Source organism: Haloprofundus salilacus (genome assembly GCF_020150815.1).
GTDB lineage: Archaea > Halobacteriota > Halobacteria > Halobacteriales > Haloferacaceae > Haloprofundus > Haloprofundus salilacus.
Genome location: NZ_CP083723.1, coordinates 2705771 through 2730739 on the forward strand (window position 1 = coordinate 2705771; position 24969 = coordinate 2730739).

The following is a 24969-nucleotide window of genomic DNA, read 5'->3' on the forward strand; positions in this document are numbered from 1 at the left end:
CCGTATACTCTCCCCATTCGCCACGTCAACAGGCAACACTTGCGAACGCTTTTTCACACGACGCCGCGCAGAGTTGTACATGCTCGATTACGTGGATTTAGAGGCCGACCTCGAGGAGGAGGAGCGGATGATTCGCGACACCGCCCGCCGGTTTGTCGAAGAGAAGGTGAAACCGGAGATCGGCGACCACTACGAGGCGGGGACGTTCCCCGAGGAACTCATCCCCGAGATGGGCGAGTTGGGCTTCTACGCGCCGAACCTCGACGGCTACGGTCTCCCGAACGTGGGCGAGCGCGCCTACGGTCTCCTGATGCAGGAGTTGGAGGCCGGCGACGCGGGCATCCGGTCGATGGCGAGCGTGCAGGGCGCGCTCGTCATGTATCCGATTCACGCCTACGGCTCAGAGGAGCAGAAGGAGCGCTGGCTGCCGAACCTCGGGACGGGCGAGGCCGTCGGCTGTTTCGGTCTCACGGAACCGAACCACGGCTCCGATCCCAGCGGGATGGAAACGCGCGCGGAGGCTGACGGCGACGAGTACGTCCTCAACGGCTCGAAGACGTGGATCACGAACTCGCCCATCGCGGACGTGGCCGTGGTCTGGGCGCGCGACAGTTCGGCCGAAGACGCGCCGGTTCGCGGCTTCCTCGTCGAAACCGACCGCGACGGCGTGACGACGAACAAAATCGAGGAGAAACTCTCGATGCGCGCCTCGGTCACGGGCGAGATCGGTCTCAACGACGTTCGCATCCCCGAGGAAAACGTCCTGCCGGGCGTTGAGGGGCTGAAAGGCCCGCTCTCCTGTCTGACGCAGGCGCGGTTCGGCATCGCGTGGGGCGCGGTGGGTTCGGCGCGCGACTGCTTCGAGACGGCGCGGCAGTACGCGACCGACCGAGAGCAGTTCGGCGGTCCCATCGCGCGCTTCCAGATACAACAGCAGAAACTCGCCGAGATGGCGACGCAGATAACGACGAGCCAACTGCTCGCGTACCGCCTCGCCGACCTGAAAGAGCGCGGCGACCTGCGGCCCGAGCAGGTGTCGATGGCGAAGCGAAACAACGTCCAGATGGCTCGCGACCAGGCCCGCGTCGCCCGCGAGATGCTCGGCGGCAACGGCATCACGACCGACTATTCGCCGATGCGTCACCTCGCGAATCTGGAGACGGTGTACACCTACGAGGGGACCCACGACATCCACACGCTGGTCCTGGGGAAGGATCTGACCGGGATTTCGGCGTTCGAGTAGGCGTCGAAAATCACCGTAATTGCGGTGAAAAGCCGGGATTTCGGCTCTCAAGTCGGATACCACAGAGAGACATCGGTGTTCGAGCGAACGAACAGTCTGACTAACTTACAGTCAATTTTTGAATCAGTTTTCGCAGATGGGCCATAGACGTTGGGAATCGGGCACCGTCGCCGAAGAATGATGTACGTTTCGATTGCGACACGGACGGGGAGTCTTTACCTGTTGACGACGTAGCGACGAGCGAGCCATGACCACTCCAGCGTACAACGGCTCAGCCGAACTCGACCTCACGCACGCCGAGTCGTGGGTCGTCCACGCAGCCGTTCTCGCGGCCATCGAGCGCACGCTCGACACCGGCAAAAAGCCGGTACAGGAAAACGCCCTCCGCGAGAAAGTCGAAGAGGACGAAACCTTCACCGACAGCGAACTCCGCAGACTCCGACAGATGCTCGCGACGTATCTGGAGTCCGCCCCCGAGCGTGACGTCGAGCCCGGCGAAGCCGCTCTCGACTACATTCGTCGCGCGATTCAGTAACGCCCCCTCTCGGTCCCCGCACCGGGTGGAGAACCCGACACCATTTGGTTCGGGGCCGCCGTCATACCGACGACCGACTCACGACGCGTCCCCAGAGCGCCCGCCGGTCGGCGGCCCACCGGTAGAGGCGCTCGCGAACCGCCGGATAAGCGGGTATCCGCCGCAGCACCGAAAACGACGCTTCGAAGAGTGGATGTAACTCCGCGAGCGCCCGCTCCGTGGCCGCTCCGCAGGAGTAAACGGTATCCTCGGTGAACAGATGCGCGCACTTCTCGTAGTCGTCGGGGAGGCGAGCGCGTTGCTCGTCGGTGAGTTCCGCGAACCCGACTACCTCGAACTCGCCGTAGCGGTCCGCGACGACGGCGCACCACGTACAGAATCCGCAGTCGTCGTCGTACACGAGGCGCGGCACGGACATACGCTCTTCTTGGGTCGCTGTCGTCTTAGTCCTCCCAGTTCTTCTTCACTCGTCCCAGTAGCTGACGGAGTCGTCGCGGCGGTAGTAGCCCTCGACCGTTCGGGGGTCGTCGCTGCCGGGGGCCGACCCCGCGAAGATGCCGATCTTGCCCGACTCGGGGTAGACGCTCACGTCCGGGTCGTTCATCGTCGACACCATCAGGTAGCGCAGTGACCCGTCGGAGTCGTTGACGACGCGGTGGCCGCCCTTCGCCCCCGCCGGAAGCGCGGCGTAATCGCCCTCGCGTATGTCTTGTTCGTCGCCGTCGAGACGAAGCGTCCCGCGACCCGAGAGCACGTAGATGGCCTCCTCGTTGCCCGTGTGGTAGTGGTAGGGCCACGAGTTGCCGCCGGGCGGGAGTTCGTAGAGGCTGCAGCCAAGACACTCGCCGCCGGCGGCGCTGGCGAGTTTCTTTCGGCGAAAGTGGGTGTCGGCACGGTCGGTTTCGGTCCAGTCGAGGTCCGCTTCGTTGACTGGTTCCATACGCTGGATTCGTCGCCAGTAGCTATCAATCCGACTGAGACGGGCGAGCATGCGAGAGAGGCAAAAACGAGAGCGAAAAACGGGCACCCGTCGGTCAGACCGACGGGGAGGACGTTTCGGCGATACGCGGGGTACGCGTCTCCTCGCGGCCGAGGAGCACCCACGCGGCGCAGAACGCGACCGCGAACACGCCGAAGAGGACATCGATTCCGGCGATGGCGACCGTCGGGCCGAGCGCCAGCGCCGCCGCGAAGACCACGGGCGCGACGATCGCCAGCGCCGCCGCGGATTTCGCGACGCCCGAGCGCCAGAGCGCGACGCCGACGACGGCGCTCCCGACGATGGCGACGAGCAGGCCGAGGAACGCGAACGGGCCCCCTGGCAGGTTCGGGGCTGCCGGGTTCGCGTCCAGGTAGTTCATCGTCCCGCCGACGGTCATCGACAGGAAGCCGAGCGCCGCCAGCGCGACGCCCGCGACGCCGAGGCGGCCGAGTGCGCCGCCGAACCGGGAGAGAGCCGCGATTGCGCCGATAGCGAGGAGTATCGCACCGACGGTCCAGGTGACGTACAGCGCCGCGTAGAGTGCGGTGCCCGGAATCTCATCGGCCTGCGGGTACACTGAGGAGGCCAGCATCGACGCGAGGAGGACGACTCCGCCGACGATGGCCGCGCCGCCGAGCATTCGAGAGCGACCGGTCGCGCTCGACGTTAATTCGGTAGTTGATTGCATTGAGACCACTGATTCGGATGAATCATAGATGGTAACGTCACGTGCCGACATAAGCCGGCGTTCTGTGCAATCGGACGTTCCGCTCCCCGAGCGACTGGTCGCGAGCGGAGACGCCGTCTCTCTCCTTCGCTCGTGGCGAGCCGTCCGCTCACTCCGTTCGCGGAGACGTGCCCTTAAGTAGCTGACTCGCCCACTGTTCGACAATGGGAATCGACCCGAACTTCGATGCAAATCGGCAAAAAGTCGGCAAGGAGAACGGCGTCGACGTCTGGGGACCGGTCGAGCCGCCGGAGAAACTCGGCATCCACGGCACCCACGTCGCCGTCGACTACGACATCTGTATCGCCGACGGCGCGTGCCTCGAAAACTGCCCGGTCGACGTGTTCACGTGGGTGGACACGCCGGACCACCCCGAGAGCGAGAAGAAGGTCGAACCGACCTACGAGGACCAGTGTATCGACTGCATGCTCTGCGTCGACATCTGCCCCGTCGACGCCATCGACGTGGACGCCAGTCGCGACTGAGGACCCACCTTTCTCCGCGCGTCGGTAGTCTCGAGACGAGAGTCCGCGTGAGCGACCGGTGCCCAGTTAGATAACGACGGCTGTGGCACTCACTGGTGTATGACCAACGAAGAAGTCACGGACACGCTGAAGCAGGCGTACCTGGACGAGATAGAGACGGTGATGAACTACCTGACGAACTCCATAGTTCTCGACGGTGTGAGCGCCGAGGAAGTCAAGGAGTCGCTCCGCGAGGACATCCAAGAGGAACTTAACCACGCGGAGATGCTCGGCGAGCGCCTCAAACAGCTCGAGGAGCAGCCGCCGGGCTCCGCCGAGTTCGAGCCCCGACAGGAGACGCTCCAACCGCCGGAGGACACGACGGACGTGTTCTCGGTCATCGACGGCGTACTCGACGCCGAGGAGGACGCCATCGAGACGTACCGCTCGCTCATCAAGCTGGCCGAGGAAGCCGGCGACCCCGTCACCGAGGGTATCGGCGTCACCATCCTCACCGACGAAGAGGCCCACCGCACCGAGTTCCGCGGGTTCAAAAAGGAGTACAAGGGCGACCGAGCGTGAGAGACGGCGGATAAGTCGGGTCAGTCGGCCGTCGCCGGACGCGTATCCTCGCCGACCGACGACGCTCGCGCTTCTTTCGCGTCGAGCGCTTCGATGAGCAGTTCGGCCACGTCAACGATTTCGATGTCGTCTTCGAAGTCGCCGGTTTTTCTCCCGTCCTCGTACATCGTCATGCACATCGGACACGCGACGACGAACTTTTCGACTGCCGAGCCCGCCTCGGTGTCTTCGAGCGCCTCGCGGAGTCGCTCCTCGCTCGGTTTCGGTTCCTCGTCGAACTCCATCCAGAGACCGCCACCGCCGCCGCCGCAGCAGAACGAATCGGCGCGGTTGCGCGGCATCTCGTAGAGGTCGCAGCCCGTCGCTCGGATGATGTCGCGCGGGGCCTCGTACACGTCGTTGTAGCGGCCGAGGTGGCACGGGTCGTGGTAGGTGACTGTGTAGTCGAGTTCCGTCCCGTCGAGTCCGAGGCGACCGTCGCCGACGAGCTGCTCGACGACCTGCGACCAGTGGTACACCGGAGTTTCGCCTCCCTGGTTCCAGTAGTCGTCGTACTCGAACGGCATCACGGGGTCGTCGGCGAACTCCGCGAAGTCGATCTCGGGGTACTCGTTCTTCATCGTGTTGTACGAGTGCGGGTCCGTGCAGACGATTTTCTCGAACTCGCAGTCCTCGAACGTCTCGACGTGGTGGCCCGCCAGTTCGAGAAAGAGGAACTCCTCGCCGACGCGGCGGATGTCGTTGCCGTCGAACTTCTCGTCGTCGAAGAGGATGCCGAAGGAGACACCTGCGCGCTCGAACAGAGTGGCGAGCGAGCGCGCGACCTTCTTGTTGCGGTCGTCGTAGCTCGGGTAGTCGCCGACGTACCAGAGGAACTCGACCTCCTCCTCACGGGCGTCCGTAAGCTCGAAGTCGAGGTCGGCGGCCCAGTCGGCGCGCTTGCGCGGCGGGTCACCGAACGTGTTCCCCTTCTGCATCAAATTCCCAAAGACGTCCTGCATGTTCGACTGCACCGCGCCCTCGTCGGTGAGCTGGCGGTTCATCCGGGTGAACGAGGCGAGGTGCTCGATTTCGACTGGACAGGCATCCATGCAGGCCATGCAGGCCATGCACGACTCCATCGTCTCGGCGGCGACGACCGACTCACCGCCGTCGGCGATAATGGGTTTCTGCTCGGTCTCGCCGGCGTCAAGCGACTCGCGGTAGCTCTTCAGGTCGAGGATTACGTCGCGCGGGTCGAGCGGCCGACCCGACGCTTTCGCGGGACAGACCGATGAGCAGCGACCGCACTTCGTGCAGGCGTCCTGATCGAGAATCTCCTTCCAGGAGAAGTCGTCGATGGATTCGGCGTTGACGTGGTCAAGGTCGGCAGGGACGCTCGGGAGGCGCTTCCCGGCCTTCTCGTCGCGGGTGACGACGTTGGCGAACGACGAGAGCATGTGGAACGGCTTGGCGTACGGAATCCACGCGATGAACCCGAGCGCGAGGAGCGCGTGGCTCCACCAGCCGAACCAGTAGAGCGACTCGGCTTGTCCGGCGGAGATCCCCGCGCCGTCGAACACCAGCGCGAGGAAGTAGCCGACGAAGCTCACCGTCTCGAAGTCGGGGAACCCGGTGCCGACGATGCGAAGTCCTTCGATAAGGTAGCCGCCGACGCCGAGCAGAAACAGCGTCCAGATGAACGCGTCGTCCTCGAGTGAGGTGTGTTTCCCCCAGAGACGGTCGTGGCGAACGCCGTAGCGTCGGTACAGCGCCATCCCGACGCCGACGACGAACAGGAAGCCCATCGCGTCCATCACCAGCGAGTACGAGAGGTAGAAGTCGCCGACGAAGAACGACTCCCGACCGAGGAGTTTCGTCCAGATGTCCATGTCGACGGCGAGAATCGACGTACCGATGAACAGCGTCAGAAAGCCCCAGAGGATGAACGCGTGCATCACGCCCGCGTAGAGGTCGCGATCGAACTGTTTCTCGTTCGAGAGGACGATTCGCGCCGCCGTCGTGACTCGCTCGGGGAGGTCCGCGAGGCGGTCGACGGGGTCCTCGCTCCCGCGAGTGTAGCGGGCGAACCGCTCGTAGACGCCGTAGGCGAAGACGAGGAGTACCAGCGCCGCCAGCCAGTAGAAGACCGCCTCGCCGACGTAGCTGATGGTCCAGAACGTCTCCCGCGTCGGCATCCCCGACTGCAGGAGCGTCGCTGGAGCGCCCGGAGACGGCCCGACTGTGCCGCCCACCTGCAAATCTATCATACTCAATCACCGGGGTACGGACCGGTTAAATCTTGCCACCCGTTTCGCCGTGCGAGAGCGTGAAGCGAGTGGGAGCCACAGACAGCGTGGCGGTCAGACGAGCGCCCACGCGGCAAGAACTGCCGCGACGGCAAATCCCAGCAGGTCGAGGCGGCCGAATCGGAGCGTCGGAAGCGTCGGGTTCCACGCGAAACAGCGGGCGCGGAGCGCGAGTGAGAGTCGGTCGGCTCGATCGAACGCGCGGTTCAGTCCCGCAGTCGTCGTAAGTCGAATCCGCTCCACGACCGGGCGCTCGTCGCCGAGTCGGGCGGCCATCGCCTCGCGCGTTCGTCGCACGTCCGAGAGCAGAAGCGGAAAGAACCGAAACACTAGCGCGATACCCATTCCGAGGAACTGCCCGAGTTTGCCGGGGACGGTGCGCTGGATGGCTGCTCTCGTGTCGCGGACGGGCGTCGACCGGACGTAGGCCGCGGTGACGAAGAGGACCAACAGCGCGCGATAGCTCGCGAGGGCAGGTTCGCGAGCGTCGGCGACAACTATCCACGGCGGCCCGAGCGTCAGCGCTGAGACGAGCGGTCCGGCGACGAGATACGGGAGGACGAACCGGTACTCTCGAACCGCCGTCGGCGGTGAGAGTCCCGCCGAGGCGAGAAGCGCAGCGGTCACTGCCGAGAGCACGAGGAGACCGCGAGGCGTCTCGTGGGCGAACGCGGCGGCGACGAAGGCGAACTGGACGAGCAGTTTCGTCCGCGGGTCGAGGCGGTGGGCGAGCGACTCGTCGGGGATGTAGCTCAGCACGAGTCAGCAGGCGGGACGCGCACGTCGAGTTCGGCGAGCGACTCGCGAACCGACGACGATTCGGGGTCGTCGTCGACGACGATTCGTCCCTCGACCATCCCTACGATCCGGTCGGCGAGCGAGAACAGGTCGCGAAGGTCGTGGGTGACGACGACGACGCTCGTTCCCTCGGCGTGGAGCGCACGGAGGCGGTCGAGCACCGAGCGCCGCGCGGGTTCGTCGAGACCGGTGAACGGTTCGTCCAGTACGAGGTGCGTCGGTTCCATCGCCAGCGCGCCTGCGACGGCGACGCGTTCGCGCTCGCCGCCCGAGAGGTCGGCGACGCGGTCGTCTGTTCTTCCCGCTAGGTTCACCGCCGCGAGCGCGGCGTCGACGCGGCGGTCGATTTCGGTCCGCGGGAGACCGAGGTTCTCCGGGCCGAACGCCACGTCCGCGCCGACGGTCGCCGCGACGAGTTGGTCGCGCGGGTCCTGAAACACCATGCCGACGGCGGTTCGGGCAGCGACTAAATCGTCACTCACGGGCGTCCCGTCTATCGACACCTCCCCGGAGTCCGGTTTGAGTAAGCCGTTGAAGTGGCGGACGAGCGTCGTCTTCCCCGATCCGTTCGCGCCGACGAGGAGGACGAACTCGCCGTCGTCGACGGTGAGCGAGACGTCGTCGACGGCGACGGTGTCGCCGTAGCGGTGCGAGAGGTTTCGGACCCGAATCATCTACGCGGCGGCGATGGCGTCCGAACGGACGACGCCGACGGCGGCGGCTATCTTTAGCGCCTCGGCGGGGAGGAACGCCGCCGCGCCGACGGCGAACGCCTCGCCGACGCCGACGCCGAGGACGAACATTAATCCGGCCATCCCGAAGGCGTAGATGACGACGGTTCCGGCGACCATTGCGCTGACGAGCAGCGGCGTGCTCGCCGCGCGGTAGTCTCGGAGCGCGACGCCGCGGTGGACTACGACGCCGACGAGCGCGGCCGCGACCGGGTACGACCAGAGGTAACCGAGCGTCGGGTCCGCCAGCAGCGAGCCGAACCCGGCCGAGCCGCCCTCGAACACCGGGACGCCCGCGGCACCGGCGGCGAGATACAGCACCATCGCCGCGCCGCCCCAAACGGGGCCGAGCATAATTCCGGCGAGGAAGACGCCCAGAACCTGTAACGTGACGGGTGCTGGCGAGAACGGATTCGGGAACGAGACGTACGCGAACGCGCCCATCAGCGCCGCGAACAGCGCGGCGCGGGCGACGTTCTTCGCCGTCTCGTCGCCGACGAGTTCGACGCCATCTGTCGATGTGGCCATGACTCGACTGTTTTGTAAACCTACTTTAACGCACTGGTTTACGATATTCCGGATCCCGTGTGATTTGGCAGTAGGCTTTTGTACGCTAGGGATGTCTCATAGCCACCATGGACGAGAAGACGGCGGAACTCCGGGATATCTTCATCGATACGACCGGTTCGGACACCGTCACGGAGAGTCAGGAGGAGGAGCGGGGGTCCCTCTCTGAAGACGAGAAGCGCGTCGAGCGGCGACTCGACGAACTCGTCACGAGGATGCGGGATCGGTACGAATTCACGAATAACCTTGAAACCGGGACGCTCGTGCGGATCGTTCGCGGATTCTACGAGGAGCAGTCGGACGAGGAACTGGCGGCGGAACTGGGTCTCGACGAGTCCGAGGTGTTCGACGCGCGGATGGATCTCCACCTCGTGAGCGAGTCGGACCGCGACGCGCCGTTCGCGCTCGACGAACTCCGGACGCTCGTCATCGACGACGTGCCAATGCGCGACCGGGCCGCCGAACTCGACAGCGACGAGGCGACCGTTCGCCGCTACTCAGCGATCGTCGAAGCCGACCAGCGGTCGACTCGGGCGAACGACCGCTTCCGCGACGAGTTCGCCGAACTGCTTACCGACTCGGACCTCTCAGCGCGCCTCGCCGAGACCGCCCGCGAGGACGGCCTGAAAGAGGCGACCGAAGACATCGAGACGAACGTTTCCTTCTAAACCGACCTTTTTCTTCGTCGGGTTTCCTCGCGTGGCTCTGCTACGCTGCGGGAACCCTCCTCGAAAAACGGCGATGAAAAAGACCGCTCGCTCGGCTTCGGGCCTCGCTCGCGGTACGACGACTTGGTAGACCTCTCCGGACAGCACTAACCCGCAGACGCCATATTCGCCCGTACATTCAAATACCGGAACGGGACCAACCAATCGCGTGCCGACGTTCACCGAACTCGCGCGGGTGACGTACTGCCCGTGGCAGTTGTACTACGCTCGCCGCGACGACGAGCGCGGGCCGCCGCCGGAGGTCGCTGAAATTCGGGAGCTGGCATTTCGCTACGAGGAACTGCTGGACGCCGACGACGAGGCGATTCGAGAGCTTCCCATCGCAGTCGAACCCAATGAGTACCGCGGGGCGCTCGAACTGCTCCGCGAACGCGACAAGTGGACGGGACTCTGCAATCCCGCCGAACGTGGCCGCCTGCTCCGCGGGAGGGACGCCCGCGGCACCGCGCACAAGATTCTCCCGAGTGACCCGGTGGACGACCCACCGATACCGACGCTCGTCTCGCCCGGAAACTCCCCGGAGCATGGGGTCTGGAAACCGCAGACGGTGCGCACCGTCGCCGCGGCCAAAGCCCTATCGTGGGAGGTAGAACGCGATATTCCGCGGGCGCTCGTCGAGTATCCGGCGGTCGGCGTCGTCCTAACGGTCCGGTCGACGACCCGAACGAAGGCGGCGTACTGAACTGCGGTTCGGACGGTCCGGTCGATAGACGGCCCGCCACCGCGACTCCGCGGGAGCGACAAGTGCGCGTCGTGCGAGTATCGGTCGAAGTGCGGCGTCAAGAGCCGGTCGCTCCGGTCGCTGTTCGGGCTGTGAGCGCGAGCGCCGGGTAGCCCGCCGGCGTCGCGTCATTCCCGCGTCAGCCACGTCGTCACTCCCGCACCAACCACGCCTCGATGTCGTCGGCGCGCGCGCCGCGGCGGTGAATCACGTTCTCGCCCACGTCGACCACTGTGCTCTCGGTGCCGGGCGTCTCGCCGTCGTCGAGAACTGCGCCGACCGCGTCTCGGATTCGGGAGTCGAGCTCGTCGACGCGGCGGACGCTCCCGGCGCCGCTCCGGTTCGCACTCGTCGCCGTCAGCGGCGTCGGCGCGAGCGCGTCGAGGAGTTCCAGCGCCAGTTCGTGGTCCGGGACGCGGATACCGACGCGTTCGCGTCCCGCGGTGAGCGCGTCGGGGACCATCTGCCGTCGGGCGGTGACGACGGTGACCGGTCCAGGGAGGAACTCGCGCATGAACCGAATCTCACGCTCGGTCGGATCGGCGTACGACAGCGCCGCGTCGACGGACGGTACGCCGAGCGATAGGGGGTTGTCGCGGGCGCGACCTTTCAACTCGAACACCCGCTCGACGGCGTCCGCGTCGAGGGCGTTCGCGCCGAGACCGTACACCGTCTCGGTAGGGTAGACGACTGCCTCGCCGCGTTCGACGGCGACGACGGCGTCGGCGAGAGTATCCATACCAGTCGATTGCGGGTCGGACAAAAAAGCGTACTGCGTCTGCGTCGCGATTCAGACGAGGTCGTCGATGGCCGCCTCGACCTCGTCGTAGTCGGGGAAGTCGGGCCACTCGCTGGCGACCCACGCGTACTCGACGGTCCGGTCGTCGTCGAGCAGGAACACCGCGGGTCGCGCCTCGCTCACGCCCGCCATCCCGTCGAGGTCGTTCTCGACGCCGTACTCCCGAGCGACGTCGTTCTGCGGGTCCGAAAACAGGGAGTACGCCATCCCCCGCTCCTTGATGAGCGTCTTGTGGTCGTACGGCGAGGAGATGGAGAGTCCGACGACGGTGAGTTTCTCACCCCACTGTCGGTCGCGCATCTCGTTCCACATGTACGTCGCCGGGAACGCACCGTCCATCGGGTAGAAGACGAGGAGGACGGGGCCGTCGTCGGTGAGGTCCGACAGAGACGCGTCCTCCCAGTACTCGGCGTTGACGAGCGGACGGGTGAACTCCGGTGCCGTGTCGCCCACGTCGACGTGGTCGGTTTCGGGCAGGTCGACGACTTCGAAGTCGACCATTACGCCGCACCCCCGCTCTCGGCGTTCCCGTACGTCTTGTCGAGATACTCGACGATGTTCGCCGACTCCGACATCGTCAGTCCGGTGTTCTCGTCGACGATAGCCGGGACGGTGCGCTTCCCGGAGATTCGCTTGACGACGTTGCGCTGAGAGTGCATTGGTTCGACGAACCGCGACCGGTAGTCGAGGTCGTACTCGTGGAGTTTGCGGACGACGCGCTCACAGTACGGACAGGCCTGCAGTCGGTACAGGGTAATCGCTGGTTCGTCGGACATACCATCGAGTAGGGGCGTTCGGGGCCTAAGCCCTTCGCTCGCGGAACCCGTCTGCAGGGGAGGACAACTCTTAATTCGGGTCCATGATAAAGATACGTGTCACATGGGTTTGCCGCTGCTACATACGACTCATTCTCTGCCTCTTCAGTCCGCTCAAGCAATCGGTCCAGTGCCGGTTAACTCGACGACTGTCTTCATCGGCGGCGTGGTAACCATCGGGATTCTCATCACGCTCTCGGCGTTCTTCTCGTCCTCCGAGATAGCGATGTTCTCGCTGGCGAAACACCGCATCGACTCGCTCGTCGACGATAACGTCCCGAACGCGGAGACGGTGCAGTCGCTGAAAGAGAACCCCCACCGCCTCCTGGTGACGATTCTCGTCGGCAACAACATCGTCAACATCGCGATGTCCTCCATAACGACCGGGCTGTTGGGATACTACCAGTTCAGCGGTCTCGAATCGGTCCTCATTTCGACGCTCGGCATCACGACGCTCGTCCTGCTCTTCGGCGAGAGCGCGCCGAAGTCCTACGCGGTGGAAAACACCGAGTCGTGGGCGCTGCGCATCGCTCGCCCGCTGAAGTACTCCGAGTACGTGCTCTACCCGCTCGTCATCTTCTTCGACTACCTGACGCGGGTCGTCAACCGGTTCACCGGCGGACAGTCCTCCATCGAGTCGTCGTACATCACCCGCGACGAGATTCAGGACATGATAGAGACCGGAGAGCGCGAGGGCGTCATCGAGGAGGAAGAACGCGAGATGCTCGACCGCATCTTCCGCTTCACCAGCACCATCGCCAAGGAGGTGATGACGCCGCGTCTCGACGTAACGGCCGTGCCGAAAGACGCGACCATCGACGAGGCCATCGAGACGTGTGTACAGGCCGACCACGAGCGAATCCCCGTCTACGACGGTAACCTCGACAACATCATCGGCATCGTCAATGTGCGCGACCTCGTCCGCGAGAAGCACTACGGCGAGGGCGGTAACAGCCTCGACAACGTAGTCAAACCGACGCTGCACGTCCCCGAGTCGAAGAACGTCGACGAGCTGCTGGCGGAGATGCAGGACAACCGCCTCCAGATGGTCGTCGTCATCGACGAGTTCGGTACTACCGAGGGCATCATCACGCTCGAAGACGTCGCCGAGGAGATCGTCGGCGACATCCTCGAAGGCGACGAGGAGGAGGCGTTCGACACCGTCGACGAGCGGACGACGCTCGTTCGCGGCGAGGTCAACATCGACGAGGTGAACGAGGTGCTCGACCTCGAACTGCCGGAGGGCGAGGAGTTCGAGACGCTCGCCGGGTTCATCTTCAACCGAGCGGGACGACTCGTCGAGGAGGGTGAGGAGATAGAGTACGACGGCGTCGTCATCCACATCGAGGAGGTCGACAACACCCGCATCATGCGGGCGCGCATCACGACGCCGGAGTCGGCCGCGAACGACGACGAAGACGGGTCGGACGAGTTCGACGAGGCCGATCAACCGTCAGAAACCGACCAACCGTCACGAACCTAATACGTATCGGCGTGGAGTCGGAACAGTGAGTTCTGCCCGTCGTCGCCTCCTTACCGCCGTCGCGTTCTCGACCCATCGTACTCCGGGGACTCGCCGGATCGGATCGCTGATTGCGTCAGTTTCTCCCACCCGCGCGCCGGCGGAGAGAGAGAGAGTCACACCGCGGCAAACAGCCAGTCGACGGCCCAAAACAGCCCGTAGCTTAACCCGAGCGCCAGCGCCAGCGACCCGACCCACGCGAGAACTGTGTATAGCATCTTCTGACGACTCACACCGCTGCCGCCGGCGGCGTAGCCGCTACCGATGATGGCGCTAACGATTATCTCGTTGAACGAGACGGGGATACCGAAGGCGACGGCCGCCTGCGCGATGGCGAACGAGGGGATGAGCGCCGCGATGGAACGGCGGGGGCCGAGCGAGGAGTAGTCCTGCGCGATGGCCTTTATCATCCGCGGCGCGCCGGTCCACGACCCCGCCAGCAAGCCGAGACCGCCGCCGACGAGAACCGCGAGAAGCGGCACCGGCATCGCCGGGCCGAGCAGCGGAACCAGCGGGCCGATGGCCAGACCGACCTGACTGCCGCCCGCCGAGAACGCGACGAGTCCGCCGAGGACGAGGAGGAACCGTCGCTGTCCGGCGGCGGCGTCGCGAACCATGTCCCGGTAGAGCAGCGCGGTGACAAGGGCGGCGACGACGAGCGTCACGAGCAGACGACCGACTGGAAGCCCCGAGACGGACGGGATCGCAGCTCCGGCGGCGACGGCGGTGGCGATGCTCGCCCCCTCACTACCCGGTCCGAGTATCGAAAACTGCACGTTCGCGACGAGCGCGCCGACGAGACCGGCGAGAAGCGGAACGGCGACGCGTTCGGCGACGCGTTCGCTCCGGAGCATCTTGGCCGTCCCGTAGGCGATGCCGCCGCCCACGAACGGCGTGAGCACCCACAGCGCCACGATCTCCTGATACTTCGCCCACGCGGGTGCGCCACCGAGCGCGAGACCCACGCCGACGACGGCCCCGGTGACGGTGAACGCCGTGGCGATGGGATACCCCGTGAAGACGCCGACAGCGACGAGCGCGGCGGCGGTTAAGAGACCGACCGTCGCCGCGATAGCCGAGAGGTTGACGCCGACGATGAGTTCGGTGCCGACGGCTTCGGTGACGCTCGCCCCCTGGAGTACCGCGCCGGCGAAGCCGAGGATGCCGACGATGAACCCCGCTCGCATCACCGAGATGGCGTTCGCTCCGACCGCGGGAGCAAACGGCGTTGACCCCGACGACCCGGCACCGATAGCCCACGCCATGAAAAGACTGGCGAGCGCCGCTACGACGAACGTCGCGAGGGTCTCGACAGCTACCATTGTCGTTTCTGCGTTCGGGAGTCACAAGTGCCTACCGGGAATCGGCAAGCCTCACGGCGATTCGGCGCGGCTTGGCGACTGTCGGTCGGCGGCGAGAGCCGTCGGTCGTCGTGGTCGAGCATCCGGGTCAGCGTCGGCGCCCTTCCTGATACCCCTGCTGGAGACCCGTGACCGTCCGGCGGACGAAGAGATACGCGAAGAAGACGAACAGCAGCATAGCGAGGACGAGACCGACGAACACCGGATCGTTACCGAGCGCGTCGACGACGGTATCGACGAGAGAACCCTGTGCGACGACGGGCGACGAATCGGACATAGCGACCACTCACCGCGGCGGCCGTATAGCCGTTTCGCCCGCCGGGAGTGAAGGGAACGCTCTTGTGTGCCGCCTCGGAATCGGGGGTAGATGGCCGGTCTGCTGCCCTCCACTCCGGACACCGCCAACGCCGACCCCGGCGACCCGCGCGTCATCGGTCTCGACAGCGACGCCGCCGACGAGTTGCTCTCGGCGCTCTCGTCGCGAACCGCCCGGCGCGTCCTCGCCGAACTCCACGAGGAACCGACGACGCCCGCCGAACTCGCCGACCGCGTCGACACGTCGTTACAGAACGTCCAGTACCACCTCGGCAACCTCGAAGACGCCGGTATCGTCGAAGTCGTCGGCACCGCCTACTCCGAGAAAGGCCGCGAGATGAAGGTGTACGGTCCCTCGGACCGCGCGCTCGTCGTCGTCGCGGGACGAGAGGAGGAGACGAACGGTCTCCGCGCGCTCCTGTCGCGACTCGTCGGCGGCGTCGGCGTCCTCGGAGTCGCCAGCCTCGTCGTCGACCGGCTGCTCGGCGGGCCGACCGCCGAGTTCTCACCATTCGCCATCGGATCGTCCGGCGGCGCGAAAGGACAGAGCGGCGAGAACACCTCCGGCGGCGCGGGGAGCGACGGAGACGCCGGAAGCGGGGGAGGGAGCGGAGACGACGGCGGAGCCGTCGACAGCGGTGGGGCGACGGAGACCGCAGACAAAGCGACGGAGACCGCAGACGGAGCGGCGGATACGGCCGCCGAGACGACGATGGAGGAAGGTACGGAGTCTACCCGAACGCTGACCGACGCACCGCAGACGGCCGATTCCACCGAGGTAGCCACCGAATCGACGGCGGCCGACAGCGGGGAGACGACGCGGACGGCCGCCGACACCGCCGTCGACTTCGGCGGCGAGGTGCTGGACGCTGGCGGGCCGACGCTTCTCGACGTGCTCGTCGCCTCGCCGGGGTTCCTTTTCTTCCTCGGCGGCGTCGCGGTGCTTCTGGTCGCGCTGTTCGTCCGGTATCGGCGGTAGGTGAAACGGGCGTTTGACCTTACGGTGCGTATTTGACAACCGGGACTATAGGTGAGTACGCAACCGCCTCGCTTCGGCCCACCGCGGTCGTAGCCTCCCTTCGAAGCCGCGTCGGTCTGCGTGCTGGCCGACGGGACGAACGAGGCGGTTCACGGCCCTCCAACCCTTCGCGCCCTCCGCTGGCCCTCCTCCCCTCTCACCCGTTGCCGAAACGTCGTCCGAGCGCCCGCTACTTCGGGCCGATGCGGAATCTCTCGAATACGTCGCCGTCCGGCGTGCAGAGGCGTCCGCGGAGTCCGTCGCCCTCAGGTTCTAACTCGGCGTGCGCCGCCCGGTAGCCGCGCGGTTCGGCGTGGCTCCCTGGGTTCAGAAGCGCCAGCGGTCCCGTTCTGTCGAAAACCGGACGGTGACTGTGCCCGAAGATGACCGCGTCGGCGTCGCGTTCTCGACCGAACAGCGTGAGCGCCGTGTCGCCGCCGCGGCGGGTGTGGGTTACGGCGAAGCGGATACCCTCATACTCGACGGTTCGGGCGGCGGGGAGTCGATTTCGAATCTCGGCGTCGTCGTTGTTGCCGTAGACGCCGCGAAACCTCGCAGATTCGTCGACGAACGCGTTGAGCACGCGTCCGGTCATGAAGTCGCCCGCGTGGACGACCACCTCGGCGTCGCGGACCGCTTGGAGGGTTCTGCCTCGCAGGCGGTGCGAGTCGGTAGCGTGGGTGTCGGAGACGACGGTGAGCACGGCGGGGGTACGGACCGACGGGTACTGAAACCACCCGATGAGTTGCGGGTGCGGGCGGAACGGCTTTCAGTCAGCGTCGTGACCGATTGTGCATGGCAGGAAGCAAATCGGTCGTCATTGCCGCGTTGATAGCCAATGGCGCTATCGCGGTGATGAAGTTTTTCGGGTATCTGCTGACCGGCAGTCCGTCGATGCTGTCGGAGACGTACCACTCCATCTCCGACACCGGCAACCAGGTGTTCTTGCTCGTCGGCATCCGGTACAGCGGTAAGGATCCGAGCAGACAGCATCCATTCGGCTACGGCAAGTCACAGTTTTTCTACAGCTTCCTCGTCGCGGTGATGCTGTTCGGCATCGCCGGATGGGAGAGCCTCAAACACGGCTACGAAGCCATCATGCACCCCGGTCACGGGGGCGGTGGCGACCCCGTGACGTTCTTCGGCAGCACGTTCGACCCCGTCTGGGTGAACGTCGTCGTCCTCCTCGGTGCCATCGCCTTCGAGACGTACGCGTTCGTGAAGGCCAACGACGAACTCCAGCGACAGATAAACGAGTACGGCTGGAGCGGCATCCCCGAGGCGTTCCGGAAGACGAGCGACGTGACGACGCTAACGGCGTACACCGAGGACGCCATCGCGCTCGGCGGTGCGGCCATCGCGCTCGTCGGCATCCTCCTGTCGCACTTCCTCGACGCGCCCATCTACGACGCTATCGCGTCGCTGATCATCGGTCTGTTGCTCATGGGCTTCGCCGCCGCGCTCGCGTGGGAGAATAAACGCCTGCTCATCGGCGAGAGTCTCCCCGCCGACGTCGAGGAGAAGCTTCGGCGGGTCATCCTCGAGCATCCGGGCGTGACGGGCGTCGATAGCTTCCGCTCGGTGTACGTCGGGGCCGAGAAGACGCTCGTCACCGCGGAGGTACGGTTCGACGGCGAACTCGTCACGGGCGACATCGACACCGACATCGGACAGATAAAGTCAGAACTCGAATCGGCCGACAACCGCGTCTCCTACGTCAACATCGAGCCGGAGGTCTGAACGACACGGGAGTTTCAGAGACAGAAACTGCCCGAGCGAACTGCTCGCTTGGGTCGGAGAACCGCAGAAAACGCATCGGATGCGACAACTGTCGCACCGAGGCGTCGGTGTCCGATTGTATCGACACCACCCCGTCTTCGGATAGGCCGAGGGAACATATAGTTTCGGCGGATGTTCTCAGTTCGTGAAAACTGTCGTCGGGCGGTCGACACGACTCTGTTGTCCGGTTCGAACCGTCAGTCGTCGAGCGCGAGCGACGCAAGAAGCGCTTCCAACTGCACCTGTTCGTTCGCGCCCTCGGTGATGCGATAGTCGGTCTCGCCGATGCGCTCCATCAGGCGGACCGCCGCGCGGTCGTCGAGACCGAACTCCCACACCGAGCGGTGGAGCTGGTCGATGATGTCGCCGCCGGCCATCCCCACGTCGGTGAGGAGGTAGTCGAGTTTCGAGCGCGCGGCGGCGAAGTCGCCGTCGAGCGCCCGCGTCACCATCTCTTCGATGTCCTCGGGGCGGGCGGTGGCGGTGATGGCGTAGACAGCCTCCTCGTCGACGACTTCGCCGGTCGTCGCCGCTGCCTGCAGCGAGTTGATGCCGCGGCGCATGTCGCCGTTAGCCGCGTAGACGAGGGCCTCGGCCCCGTCGTCGGTCAACTCGATTCCCTCCGTCTCGGCGATGTGGCGGACCGTCTCGTCGACGGCGTCGTCGCCCAGCGGCGAGAACCGGAAGACGGCGCACCGCGACTGGATGGGGTCGATTATCTTCGAGGAGTAGTTACACGAGAGGATGAAACGGGTGTTGTCGGAGAACTGCTCCATCGTCCTGCGCAGGGCGGATTGAGCGTCGTTCGTCAGCGAGTCGGCCTCGTCGAGAAAGATGATTCGGTAGTCGTGGCCGCCGAAGGAGGCACGCGCGAAGTTCTTGATTCGGTCGCGCACCACGTCGATGCCGCGTTCGTCGGAGGCGTTGAGTTCGAGGAAGTTGCCGCGCCAGTCGTCGCCGTACACCTCGCGGGCAATCGCGGTGGCGCAGGTGGTTTTGCCAACGCCGGCAGGACCTGCGAACAGCAGGTGCGGCAGGTCGCGCTGTTCGATGTAGCTCTGGAGGCGTTCGACGATGCGGTCTTGCCCGACGACGTCGTCGAGCGTCTGCGGGCGGTACTTCTCGATCCAGATTTCGCGACCCGGCGTTCCCTCGGCCTCGCTCATACCATAGGAAGGAGTCGGTCGCCCCATAAACTCCCCGAGACGACCGCGGACGGAGACGCCGGAACCGTCCCGGGACGGAAACGCTGAAACCGCCGGGCGACCCATCGCGGATATGGACGTGAGCGTGGAGATCGTCGGCGAGGAGCGCCGCGAGGTGGCCATCTCCGACGACGCGACGTACGCCGACCTCGTGTCGGCGGTCGACCTCAGCCCCCACGAGGTGTCGGTGCTGGTCGACGGCCGCCCGGTGCCCGAGGACCAACCCGTCGAGACGGACCGGGTGAAGGTGCTCCGACTCATCAAAGGCGGCGGTCGGTGACCGACCGCAACCCTGGCCGCCCGTGACCGACGACGGACCGACGTCGACCGTCCGCGTCGCCGCGGACGACGAACTGGTCGACGTGATGCGCGTGCTCGACGGCGCGGTGCTGGAAATCGACGCCGAGACGGTCGAGACGCGACTCGGAACCGACGCCGTCCTCGTCGCCGAACGAGACGGACATATTATCGGGGCGCTCGTCCGCGACGGCGACCACGTCGACGCCGTCGCCGTCCGTCGCCAGCATCGGGCGGACGGCGTCGGGAGCGCCCTCGTCCGCGCTGCACTAGAGCGAACCGACCGCCTGACCGCGGATTTCGACCCGCGCGTGCGACAGTTCTACGAGTCGCTGGGCTTCGAGATAACCGAACGCGACGGACGACTGTGGGCCGAGAAGCACAGCAGAAGCGAGGAGCGGTAGAACCGCTTCAGACGAGCGACGTGACGAGTTCTCGACCCTCGACGAGCAGGTCGGTGACGCTGTCGGCGCTGTCGGACTCGGCGTAGACGCGCATCTTCGGTTCCGTTCCCGAGGGGCGGACGAGCAGCCACGACCCGTCTTCGAGCAGGAGTTTGAAGCCGTCGAGCGTGACGACCTGCGACACCTCGCGCCCGGCCACCGTGTCGGGAATCTCGTCGGAGAGGTCGTCTAAGACGCGTGCCTTCTCGCTGTCTGGGCAGTCGACGCTCACCTTGTCGGCGTGAATCTCGCCGTGTTTGGCTTCGAGGCGGTCGACGCGCGAGTCGAACGACTCTTCGGCGGCGACGGCGGCAGCGAGAAGCGATACGAGCACGCCGTCTTTCTCGCGGATGTGGCCGCGGACGCTGAAGCCTCCCGACTCCTCGCCGCCGATGAGCGCGTCGTGTTCGCTCATCGCCTGCGCGACCCACTTGAACCCGACCGCCGTTTCGACGACGTCCTCGCCGTGGGCCTCCGCGATGCGGTCGATGAGGAACGTCGTCGAGACGGTCCGAATCGCGGGGCCGGAGTCCTCCTCCAGCAGCGCGTCGTACAGCGCGGCGAAGAAGAGGTTCTCGTCGAGGAAACCGCGCTCGGGCGTGACGACCGCGAGGCGGTCGGCGTCGCCGTCGTTGGCGATGCCGAGGTCCGCGTTGTTTTCGGCAACGGTGTCGACGAGGTCGCCGAGCAGTTCCTCGCTCGGTTCCGGCGACTCGCCGCCGAACGTCGGGTCGTCGTCGCAGCGGAGGCGGATTACTTCGGCTCCGGTGGATTCCAGTAGCGCGTCGGTGACGCCGCGGCCGCTGCCGTGCATCGCGTCGTAGACGACGGTCGTGCCAGTGAGGTCGGCGTCGACGAGATTACGCGCGTGCTCGGCGTGCTCGGAGACGAAGTCGACGCGTTCGACGTCGCCGCGGTCGTCGACGGGGTCGCGCGGTTCGGCGAGTCGCTCCTCGACGGCCGTCGTCACTTCGGGCAGCGCGGGCGCGCCGTCGTCGGGGATGAACTTCACGCCGTTGTACTCGGGTGGGTTGTGCGAGGCCGTGACCATCAGCGCGCCCGAGAGGCCGCGCGAGACGATGTTCCACGCGAGAACGGGCGTCGGGCAATCGCGCTCGGGCAGCAGTACGTCGAAGCCGTTGTCGGCGAGCACTTCCGCGAGGCTCTCGGCGAACCCGGGCGAGGACTCGCGGGCGTCGTAGCCGACGGCGACGGGGTCGTCGTACCCCTCGTCGCGGAGGTAGTCGGCAACGGCCTGTCCGACGACGCGGAGTCGGTCGTCGGTGAACGTGTCGAGCGTCGCTCGCCATCCATCGGTGCCGAAGGAGATTGCATCCATACGGGTACTGTCCCGTGCTGTGAGCAAAAAACCACCTCCGAGACGGCGGTGCGACGGACACAGCGCGGCGGAGCGAGACCGCCGCATCGACGGGGCGAGTGTCAGCGACTAGAGAGTACCTGCGCCCCTTCAACGGCCTTTTGAGCGTTGGAACCCAATTGAAACCAATGACACGCGTCGTCGCAGTGTCCGGGAGCCGCCGTGACGGCAGTTACACCCGCGAGGCACTGAAGTACGCTCTGAACGCGGCAGCCGAGACCGGCGTCGACACCGACTTCATCGACCTCGGTGCGGTCGACCTACCGCTGTACCACCCCGACAGAGACGAGCAGGGCGAGTCCGCCGACCTGATGCGCCGGATGCGCGAAGCCGACGGCGTCATCTTGGGTTCGCCCGTCTACCACGGGTCGTACTCCTCGACGTTCCGAAGCTTCCACGACTACTGCTCGTTCGACGAGTACGAGGACACCGTGGTCGGCCTGCTGGCGACCGCCGGCGGCGGTTCCTACGGCAGCACGCTCGAACACATGCGCAGCACGGTCCGCGGCGTCCACGGCTACGTCGTCCCGCACCAGGTCGGCATCCGCAAAGCATACGAGAAATTCGAAGACCGAAGCGAACCCGCGACGAACGGCGAACCGGCGTACGAACTCGTCGACGAGGCTATCGAAGAACGAATCGAGAAACTCGGCCGCACGGTCGCCGAGCACGCCAAGCAAGTGAGCGCCGGAAACAGTCCGTTTGCGAGCGAGTAACGCGCCTGCGGTAGCGCCCCTGCGATAGTGCCCCTGTAAGTCGGGTCGTCTCGACTCGCATCGGGTTACCCTCGGTTCGCGTCGCTCCGAGTCGATCGACCCCACCGCGCTGGCGGGCGTCCGTCAGACGACGGTCTGCTCGTCGACGGTCCCGCAGCGTTTACACCTGCTCTTGCGACGCGGAACCTTCGAGAACTTTCGGTTCTTCTCGGACGTCGCGTCTCCGTGCCGCATCGTCTGTTCGATGGTCACTTCGTGCAGCGTGCGTTCGTCGCACGCCGAGCAGTACTCCCGTCTACCGTCGACGTGTGGCTCCGTTCTCGTACTCATCTGTCAGCGTTCGCTGTGTCGAAGTTCGGCGAAACGGGTGTGTAGCGGGTTGCCGACGTCGTCGAGAACTCCCCCCTCGTTCTCGACGGGGGTCGTCCGTTCGCTCGCGTACCACACCGAATGGGCCGTAAGGCGCGTCGGCAACCGTCTAAACTGCCACCGCACAGACGGATACACGAACTCCTTGTTGTGACAAGAGATACAAATTAGCTTCCGGAGGAGACGGTCGAGCGGCTGAGACGGTCGAGCGGCGAACTCGATGAGGAGACGGTCGGCGTTACTCGACGACACGGGAGAGGACGTCCATCAACTCCGCGACGCCCGCGTCGACGGTGTCTTCGTCCGGACCCAGTACCTCACCGGCGTCCGGGTCGTAGTCGAGAAGCCCGACATCGTCGAGTTTCGGGAGATGCAGGTGGTGAAGCGTGGACGCGAGTTGGTCGGAGTCGTCGGTGGCCACCTCATCCGATTCGATGCATCGTTCGGCGAGTTCGTTCGTCGAGACGACTTTCCGAGACCCCGAGTAGAGATACGAGAGCACCTGGCGTCGGACGGAGTCGCCGAAGATCTCGAACAGTTCCGTTTCCGAGCAGGGAAGCGTCTCACTCTGCGTTATCTTCGGCAAATAGTCACCATCAGATAAGATCTTGTCCGACATGGATGTAATTTACTCATCGAGACGGTTAGTGAGGCGGGTAGTTCCAACAAGGGACTTTTGCGCCGTCGATACGGGACGGCCGTCTACGGACCGTCGGCGTCCGACAGTATCTCCTCGAAGACGGCCTTCGTTCCGCGTCGAATCCGTTGCGAGAGCGCCTGTTGAGAGATTTCCAGCTGCGTCGACAGCTGTGAGAGCGTCGTCCGACTCGGGGTGTCGAAGTAGCCCTCTCGCAGCGCGAGCGAGATCGCCTCCCGCTGTTCGGCCGTGAGCGAATCGACGTTTCGACCGGAGGTTGAGTCGTCCAGGGGATAGATTCGACCAAGCGTGCAGCGAATCTCGTTGTCGAGGCAGAACTCGTGAAACGCCGACAACTCCTCGTGAGAGGGAAACAGAAGTTTCAGCCGCCACTGTCCATCGTCGCACCACCGCGCCCGCAGCGCCACCGCGTTGGCCTCGTCGAGACCGTAGAGAAAACCGTTCGACGGCGGTTCCCACCTCACCGCGTACAGCACTCGGTCGTCGAACCGTTCCAACGCGGTGTACTCGTCGACGGCGTCGCATCCGGCGAGTCGCCGCTCGAACCCGTCAACCTCACCGTGTCGGACCCAAAACAGCGGGCACGTCTCGTTGCCGAGCGAGACGATTCGCTCGAACTCGACGTGTAGTTCCCTCTCGTCGCTCAGCAGTTGTCCCAGAACGAAATCAGTAGATGGAAGTGAAATTTCAGCGATGACGGCCATCGGCGTAACAGATACGGGGGACCTAGATTTGCCTCAGCCTTGTTTGAACAAGAGTATTTTATCCTCGTCGGTTTGGTTTCGAAGCCGACGGTCAGATGGGACGTTCGCCGGCGAACAGTTCGGCGAGCAGCTGTTCGTTCCCGCGGCGGATACGCTGTGAGAGCGCCTGCTGGGTGATTCCCAGTTCGTCAGCGAGTTCCGTCAACGTCACGCGACTCGGCGAGTCGAAGTAGCCGCGCTGGTACGCCAGAAGCAGCGCCTCGCGCTGTTCCGGCGTCAGGTCGACGCGCTCGTCGCCGAGGTTCGCCTCGACCAGCGTCTGCACGCTGCCGAGCGTGTAGGGGATGTCGTTGCTCAGGAGGAAGTCGTGAAACGACGAGAGAGACTCGTGGGAGCGAAACAGGAGGCGGAAATTCCAACTCTGGTCGTCGGAGCCGTGCGCGCTGAGGATAACCGCGTTCGCCTTCGCCAGTCCGTCGACGAACCCGTACACTTCAGAGTCCCAGATCACCGAGTAGAGCGTTCGATCGTCGACGCGTTCGATGACGGTAAGTTCGTCGACGAACCGACTGGCCCGAACGCGCGATTCGAACGTCTCGAACTCCCCGCCCCACGCCCAGAAGATGGGCAACACCTGTCCGCCGGCGGGGACGAGACGCTCGAACTCGACGTGAAACTCGTCGTTCGCCGTAAGCAGCGTCCCCAGCGCGAACGAATCCGACGGAATGTAGATTTCGGTGACGACGGCCATTGTTCGGTCCGTTTTCAGATACGCAACCAGAATAGAAGAAAGCCGGGGCGCGACGGACGAGGCGACGGACGAAGCGTCCGTTCGGGTTCACAGAAACGACGACGGGACGGTGTCGACGGCAAGTCGGACGAGACGACGCCGCAGTCAACGTTCGGGAGGACGGACGTCGACGAGTCGCTCCTTCTGTCGACGCGAGAGCTGTTTTATCTCGTACTCGCGGCTCATGGCCGCGGACTTCGACGAGTACGACTCCGAGTGGACCAGTTCGACCGGCGTCCGTCCCCGCGTGTACTTCGCCCCGTCGCCCGCGTTGTGTTCGGCGACGCGTCGCCGTACGTCGGTCGTGTAGCCGGTGTAGTAACTGCCATCGGCGCACTCGACGACGTAGACGTAGTGCACGAGTCGACGCAGACGGCGACGACGCTAAACGGCGTCGGTCCGTCCCAGAAGGCTTCGCGTGGTGGTCATTGATT

General features: G+C 65.2%; 31 protein-coding genes and 1 pseudogene. 12 read left to right on the plus strand and 20 right to left on the minus strand.

The window, feature by feature from the left end; genetic code table 11:
- Positions 1 to 79: 79 nt before the first annotated feature.
- Both LAQ58_RS13985 and LAQ58_RS13990 read left to right on the plus strand, forming a co-directional pair.
- Complete coding sequence (locus LAQ58_RS13985; protein ID WP_224448059.1) at positions 80 to 1243, plus strand: acyl-CoA dehydrogenase family protein; 1164 nt, start codon at positions 80 to 82, stop codon at positions 1241 to 1243.
- A 247-nt stretch (positions 1244 to 1490) separates the two neighbouring features.
- The gene (locus LAQ58_RS13990) at positions 1491 to 1778 is read left to right on the plus strand and encodes a DUF7853 family protein (protein ID WP_224448060.1); all 288 of its coding nucleotides are present in this window, start codon (positions 1491 to 1493) and stop codon (positions 1776 to 1778) included.
- Between the two features lie 61 nt (positions 1779 to 1839).
- Here the strand turns inward: LAQ58_RS13990 and LAQ58_RS13995 are convergent, their stop codons facing one another.
- From LAQ58_RS13995 to LAQ58_RS14005, 3 genes are all read right to left on the minus strand, one after another.
- Positions 1840 to 2196 carry a DCC1-like thiol-disulfide oxidoreductase family protein gene (locus LAQ58_RS13995; RefSeq protein WP_224448061.1) on the minus strand — a complete coding sequence of 119 codons (357 nt, stop codon included), beginning with the start codon at positions 2194 to 2196 and terminating at the stop codon, positions 1840 to 1842.
- Positions 2197 to 2241: 45 nt separating this feature from the next.
- Positions 2242 to 2718: a cupin domain-containing protein gene (locus LAQ58_RS14000; RefSeq protein ID WP_224448062.1), complete on the minus strand. Its 477-nt coding sequence runs from the start codon at positions 2716 to 2718 to the stop codon at positions 2242 to 2244.
- 94 nt (positions 2719 to 2812) lie between these two features.
- Positions 2813 to 3448 carry a hypothetical protein gene (locus LAQ58_RS14005; RefSeq protein ID WP_224448063.1) on the minus strand — a complete coding sequence of 212 codons (636 nt, stop codon included), beginning with the start codon at positions 3446 to 3448 and terminating at the stop codon, positions 2813 to 2815.
- Between the two features lie 203 nt (positions 3449 to 3651).
- Here LAQ58_RS14005 and LAQ58_RS14010 point away from each other — a divergent pair, with 203 nt between their 5' ends.
- A complete protein-coding gene (locus tag LAQ58_RS14010; protein ID WP_224448064.1) occupies positions 3652 to 3972 on the plus strand; it encodes a 4Fe-4S dicluster domain-containing protein in 321 nt (106 codons plus the stop codon).
- 99 nt (positions 3973 to 4071) lie between these two features.
- A complete protein-coding gene (locus LAQ58_RS14015; protein ID WP_224448065.1) occupies positions 4072 to 4533 on the plus strand; it encodes a ferritin-like domain-containing protein in 462 nt (153 codons plus the stop codon).
- Positions 4534 to 4553: 20 nt separating this feature from the next.
- On the opposite strand, the gene LAQ58_RS14020 is transcribed toward LAQ58_RS14015, so the two are convergent.
- The 4 genes from LAQ58_RS14020 to LAQ58_RS14035 form a co-directional block, all read right to left on the minus strand.
- Positions 4554 to 6710 (minus strand): heterodisulfide reductase-related iron-sulfur binding cluster, encoded by a 2157-nt coding sequence (locus LAQ58_RS14020; RefSeq protein WP_425490716.1) that lies wholly within the window; start codon positions 6708 to 6710, stop codon positions 4554 to 4556.
- Between the two features lie 165 nt (positions 6711 to 6875).
- Entirely contained in the window at positions 6876 to 7580 is a 705-nt protein-coding gene (locus tag LAQ58_RS14025; protein ID WP_224448067.1) for an energy-coupling factor transporter transmembrane component T family protein, read from the minus strand.
- Positions 7574 to 8293, minus strand: coding sequence for an energy-coupling factor ABC transporter ATP-binding protein (locus LAQ58_RS14030; RefSeq protein ID WP_224448068.1), 720 nt, complete (start codon positions 8291 to 8293; stop codon positions 7574 to 7576). The genes LAQ58_RS14025 and LAQ58_RS14030 overlap by 7 nt, the downstream gene beginning before the upstream one ends.
- Positions 8294 to 8878 carry a biotin transporter BioY gene (locus LAQ58_RS14035; RefSeq protein ID WP_224448069.1) on the minus strand — a complete coding sequence of 195 codons (585 nt, stop codon included), beginning with the start codon at positions 8876 to 8878 and terminating at the stop codon, positions 8294 to 8296.
- A gap of 107 nt (positions 8879 to 8985) precedes the next feature.
- Here LAQ58_RS14035 and LAQ58_RS14040 point away from each other — a divergent pair, with 107 nt between their 5' ends.
- Positions 8986 to 9585 (plus strand): conditioned medium-induced protein 4, encoded by a 600-nt coding sequence (locus tag LAQ58_RS14040; RefSeq protein WP_224448070.1) that lies wholly within the window; start codon positions 8986 to 8988, stop codon positions 9583 to 9585.
- 208 nt (positions 9586 to 9793) lie between these two features.
- Positions 9794 to 10462: pseudogene (locus LAQ58_RS14045) on the plus strand (CRISPR-associated protein Cas4).
- A gap of 55 nt (positions 10463 to 10517) precedes the next feature.
- Here LAQ58_RS14045 and LAQ58_RS14050 read toward each other — a convergent pair.
- From LAQ58_RS14050 to LAQ58_RS14060, 3 genes are read right to left on the minus strand one after another with little or no spacing between them, the layout of a single operon-like run.
- Complete coding sequence (locus tag LAQ58_RS14050) at positions 10518 to 11105, minus strand: L-threonylcarbamoyladenylate synthase (RefSeq protein ID WP_224448071.1); 588 nt, start codon at positions 11103 to 11105, stop codon at positions 10518 to 10520.
- A 51-nt stretch (positions 11106 to 11156) separates the two neighbouring features.
- Positions 11157 to 11666, minus strand: a complete 510-nt coding sequence (locus LAQ58_RS14055; RefSeq protein ID WP_224448072.1) for a redoxin domain-containing protein — start codon at positions 11664 to 11666, stop codon at positions 11157 to 11159.
- Positions 11666 to 11941 carry a glutathione S-transferase N-terminal domain-containing protein gene (locus LAQ58_RS14060; RefSeq protein WP_224448073.1) on the minus strand — a complete coding sequence of 92 codons (276 nt, stop codon included), beginning with the start codon at positions 11939 to 11941 and terminating at the stop codon, positions 11666 to 11668. The genes LAQ58_RS14055 and LAQ58_RS14060 overlap by 1 nt, the downstream gene beginning before the upstream one ends.
- Positions 11942 to 12044: 103 nt before the next feature.
- Here LAQ58_RS14060 and LAQ58_RS14065 point away from each other — a divergent pair, with 103 nt between their 5' ends.
- On the plus strand, positions 12045 to 13463 hold the full coding sequence (locus tag LAQ58_RS14065) for a hemolysin family protein (protein WP_425490660.1): 1419 nt from the start codon (positions 12045 to 12047) through the stop codon (positions 13461 to 13463).
- A gap of 155 nt (positions 13464 to 13618) precedes the next feature.
- On the opposite strand, the gene LAQ58_RS14070 is transcribed toward LAQ58_RS14065, so the two are convergent.
- Both LAQ58_RS14070 and LAQ58_RS14075 read right to left on the minus strand, forming a co-directional pair.
- Positions 13619 to 14824 carry an inorganic phosphate transporter gene (locus LAQ58_RS14070; RefSeq protein ID WP_224448075.1) on the minus strand — a complete coding sequence of 402 codons (1206 nt, stop codon included), beginning with the start codon at positions 14822 to 14824 and terminating at the stop codon, positions 13619 to 13621.
- Positions 14825 to 14951: 127 nt separating this feature from the next.
- Positions 14952 to 15140 carry a DUF7859 family protein gene (locus LAQ58_RS14075; protein ID WP_224448076.1) on the minus strand — a complete coding sequence of 63 codons (189 nt, stop codon included), beginning with the start codon at positions 15138 to 15140 and terminating at the stop codon, positions 14952 to 14954.
- Positions 15141 to 15230: 90 nt separating this feature from the next.
- Between LAQ58_RS14075 and LAQ58_RS14080 the strand changes: the two genes are divergently transcribed.
- Complete coding sequence (locus LAQ58_RS14080) at positions 15231 to 16157, plus strand: ArsR/SmtB family transcription factor (protein ID WP_224448077.1); 927 nt, start codon at positions 15231 to 15233, stop codon at positions 16155 to 16157.
- Positions 16158 to 16386: 229 nt separating this feature from the next.
- Here LAQ58_RS14080 and LAQ58_RS14085 read toward each other — a convergent pair whose 3' ends face one another.
- Positions 16387 to 16899 (minus strand): metallophosphoesterase, encoded by a 513-nt coding sequence (locus LAQ58_RS14085; RefSeq protein ID WP_224448078.1) that lies wholly within the window; start codon positions 16897 to 16899, stop codon positions 16387 to 16389.
- Between the two features lie 92 nt (positions 16900 to 16991).
- On the opposite strand from LAQ58_RS14085, the gene LAQ58_RS14090 reads away from it, so the two are divergent.
- Complete coding sequence (locus LAQ58_RS14090; RefSeq protein ID WP_224448079.1) at positions 16992 to 17936, plus strand: cation diffusion facilitator family transporter; 945 nt, start codon at positions 16992 to 16994, stop codon at positions 17934 to 17936.
- A 236-nt stretch (positions 17937 to 18172) separates the two neighbouring features.
- Here LAQ58_RS14090 and LAQ58_RS14095 read toward each other — a convergent pair whose 3' ends face one another.
- The gene (locus tag LAQ58_RS14095) at positions 18173 to 19141 is read right to left on the minus strand and encodes a replication factor C small subunit (RefSeq protein WP_224448080.1); all 969 of its coding nucleotides are present in this window, start codon (positions 19139 to 19141) and stop codon (positions 18173 to 18175) included.
- A 112-nt stretch (positions 19142 to 19253) separates the two neighbouring features.
- On the opposite strand from LAQ58_RS14095, the gene samp2 reads away from it, so the two are divergent.
- Both samp2 and LAQ58_RS14105 read left to right on the plus strand, forming a co-directional pair.
- On the plus strand, positions 19254 to 19460 hold the full coding sequence (gene samp2, locus LAQ58_RS14100; protein ID WP_224448081.1) for a ubiquitin-like small modifier protein SAMP2: 207 nt from the start codon (positions 19254 to 19256) through the stop codon (positions 19458 to 19460).
- Positions 19461 to 19482: 22 nt separating this feature from the next.
- A complete protein-coding gene (locus LAQ58_RS14105) occupies positions 19483 to 19881 on the plus strand; it encodes a GNAT family N-acetyltransferase (protein ID WP_317988537.1) in 399 nt (132 codons plus the stop codon).
- A gap of 7 nt (positions 19882 to 19888) precedes the next feature.
- Here LAQ58_RS14105 and LAQ58_RS14110 read toward each other — a convergent pair whose 3' ends face one another.
- Positions 19889 to 21259: a phosphoglucomutase/phosphomannomutase family protein gene (locus LAQ58_RS14110; RefSeq protein ID WP_224448082.1), complete on the minus strand. Its 1371-nt coding sequence runs from the start codon at positions 21257 to 21259 to the stop codon at positions 19889 to 19891.
- A 167-nt stretch (positions 21260 to 21426) separates the two neighbouring features.
- Between LAQ58_RS14110 and LAQ58_RS14115 the strand changes: the two genes are divergently transcribed.
- Positions 21427 to 22014 carry an NADPH-dependent FMN reductase gene (locus LAQ58_RS14115; RefSeq protein WP_224448083.1) on the plus strand — a complete coding sequence of 196 codons (588 nt, stop codon included), beginning with the start codon at positions 21427 to 21429 and terminating at the stop codon, positions 22012 to 22014.
- Between the two features lie 123 nt (positions 22015 to 22137).
- On the opposite strand, the gene LAQ58_RS14120 is transcribed toward LAQ58_RS14115, so the two are convergent.
- The 5 genes from LAQ58_RS14120 to LAQ58_RS14140 form a co-directional block, all read right to left on the minus strand.
- Complete coding sequence (locus tag LAQ58_RS14120; protein ID WP_224448084.1) at positions 22138 to 22344, minus strand: DUF7835 family putative zinc beta-ribbon protein; 207 nt, start codon at positions 22342 to 22344, stop codon at positions 22138 to 22140.
- 277 nt (positions 22345 to 22621) lie between these two features.
- Entirely contained in the window at positions 22622 to 22969 is a 348-nt protein-coding gene (locus tag LAQ58_RS14125) for a DUF7344 domain-containing protein (RefSeq protein ID WP_224448085.1), read from the minus strand.
- 116 nt (positions 22970 to 23085) lie between these two features.
- Entirely contained in the window at positions 23086 to 23745 is a 660-nt protein-coding gene (locus tag LAQ58_RS14130) for a helix-turn-helix domain-containing protein (RefSeq protein WP_224448086.1), read from the minus strand.
- Between the two features lie 91 nt (positions 23746 to 23836).
- Entirely contained in the window at positions 23837 to 24496 is a 660-nt protein-coding gene (locus LAQ58_RS14135; RefSeq protein ID WP_224448087.1) for a helix-turn-helix domain-containing protein, read from the minus strand.
- A 144-nt stretch (positions 24497 to 24640) separates the two neighbouring features.
- Positions 24641 to 24895 carry a GIY-YIG nuclease family protein gene (locus LAQ58_RS14140; protein ID WP_224448088.1) on the minus strand — a complete coding sequence of 85 codons (255 nt, stop codon included), beginning with the start codon at positions 24893 to 24895 and terminating at the stop codon, positions 24641 to 24643.
- Between the last annotated feature and the right edge of the window lie 74 nt (positions 24896 to 24969).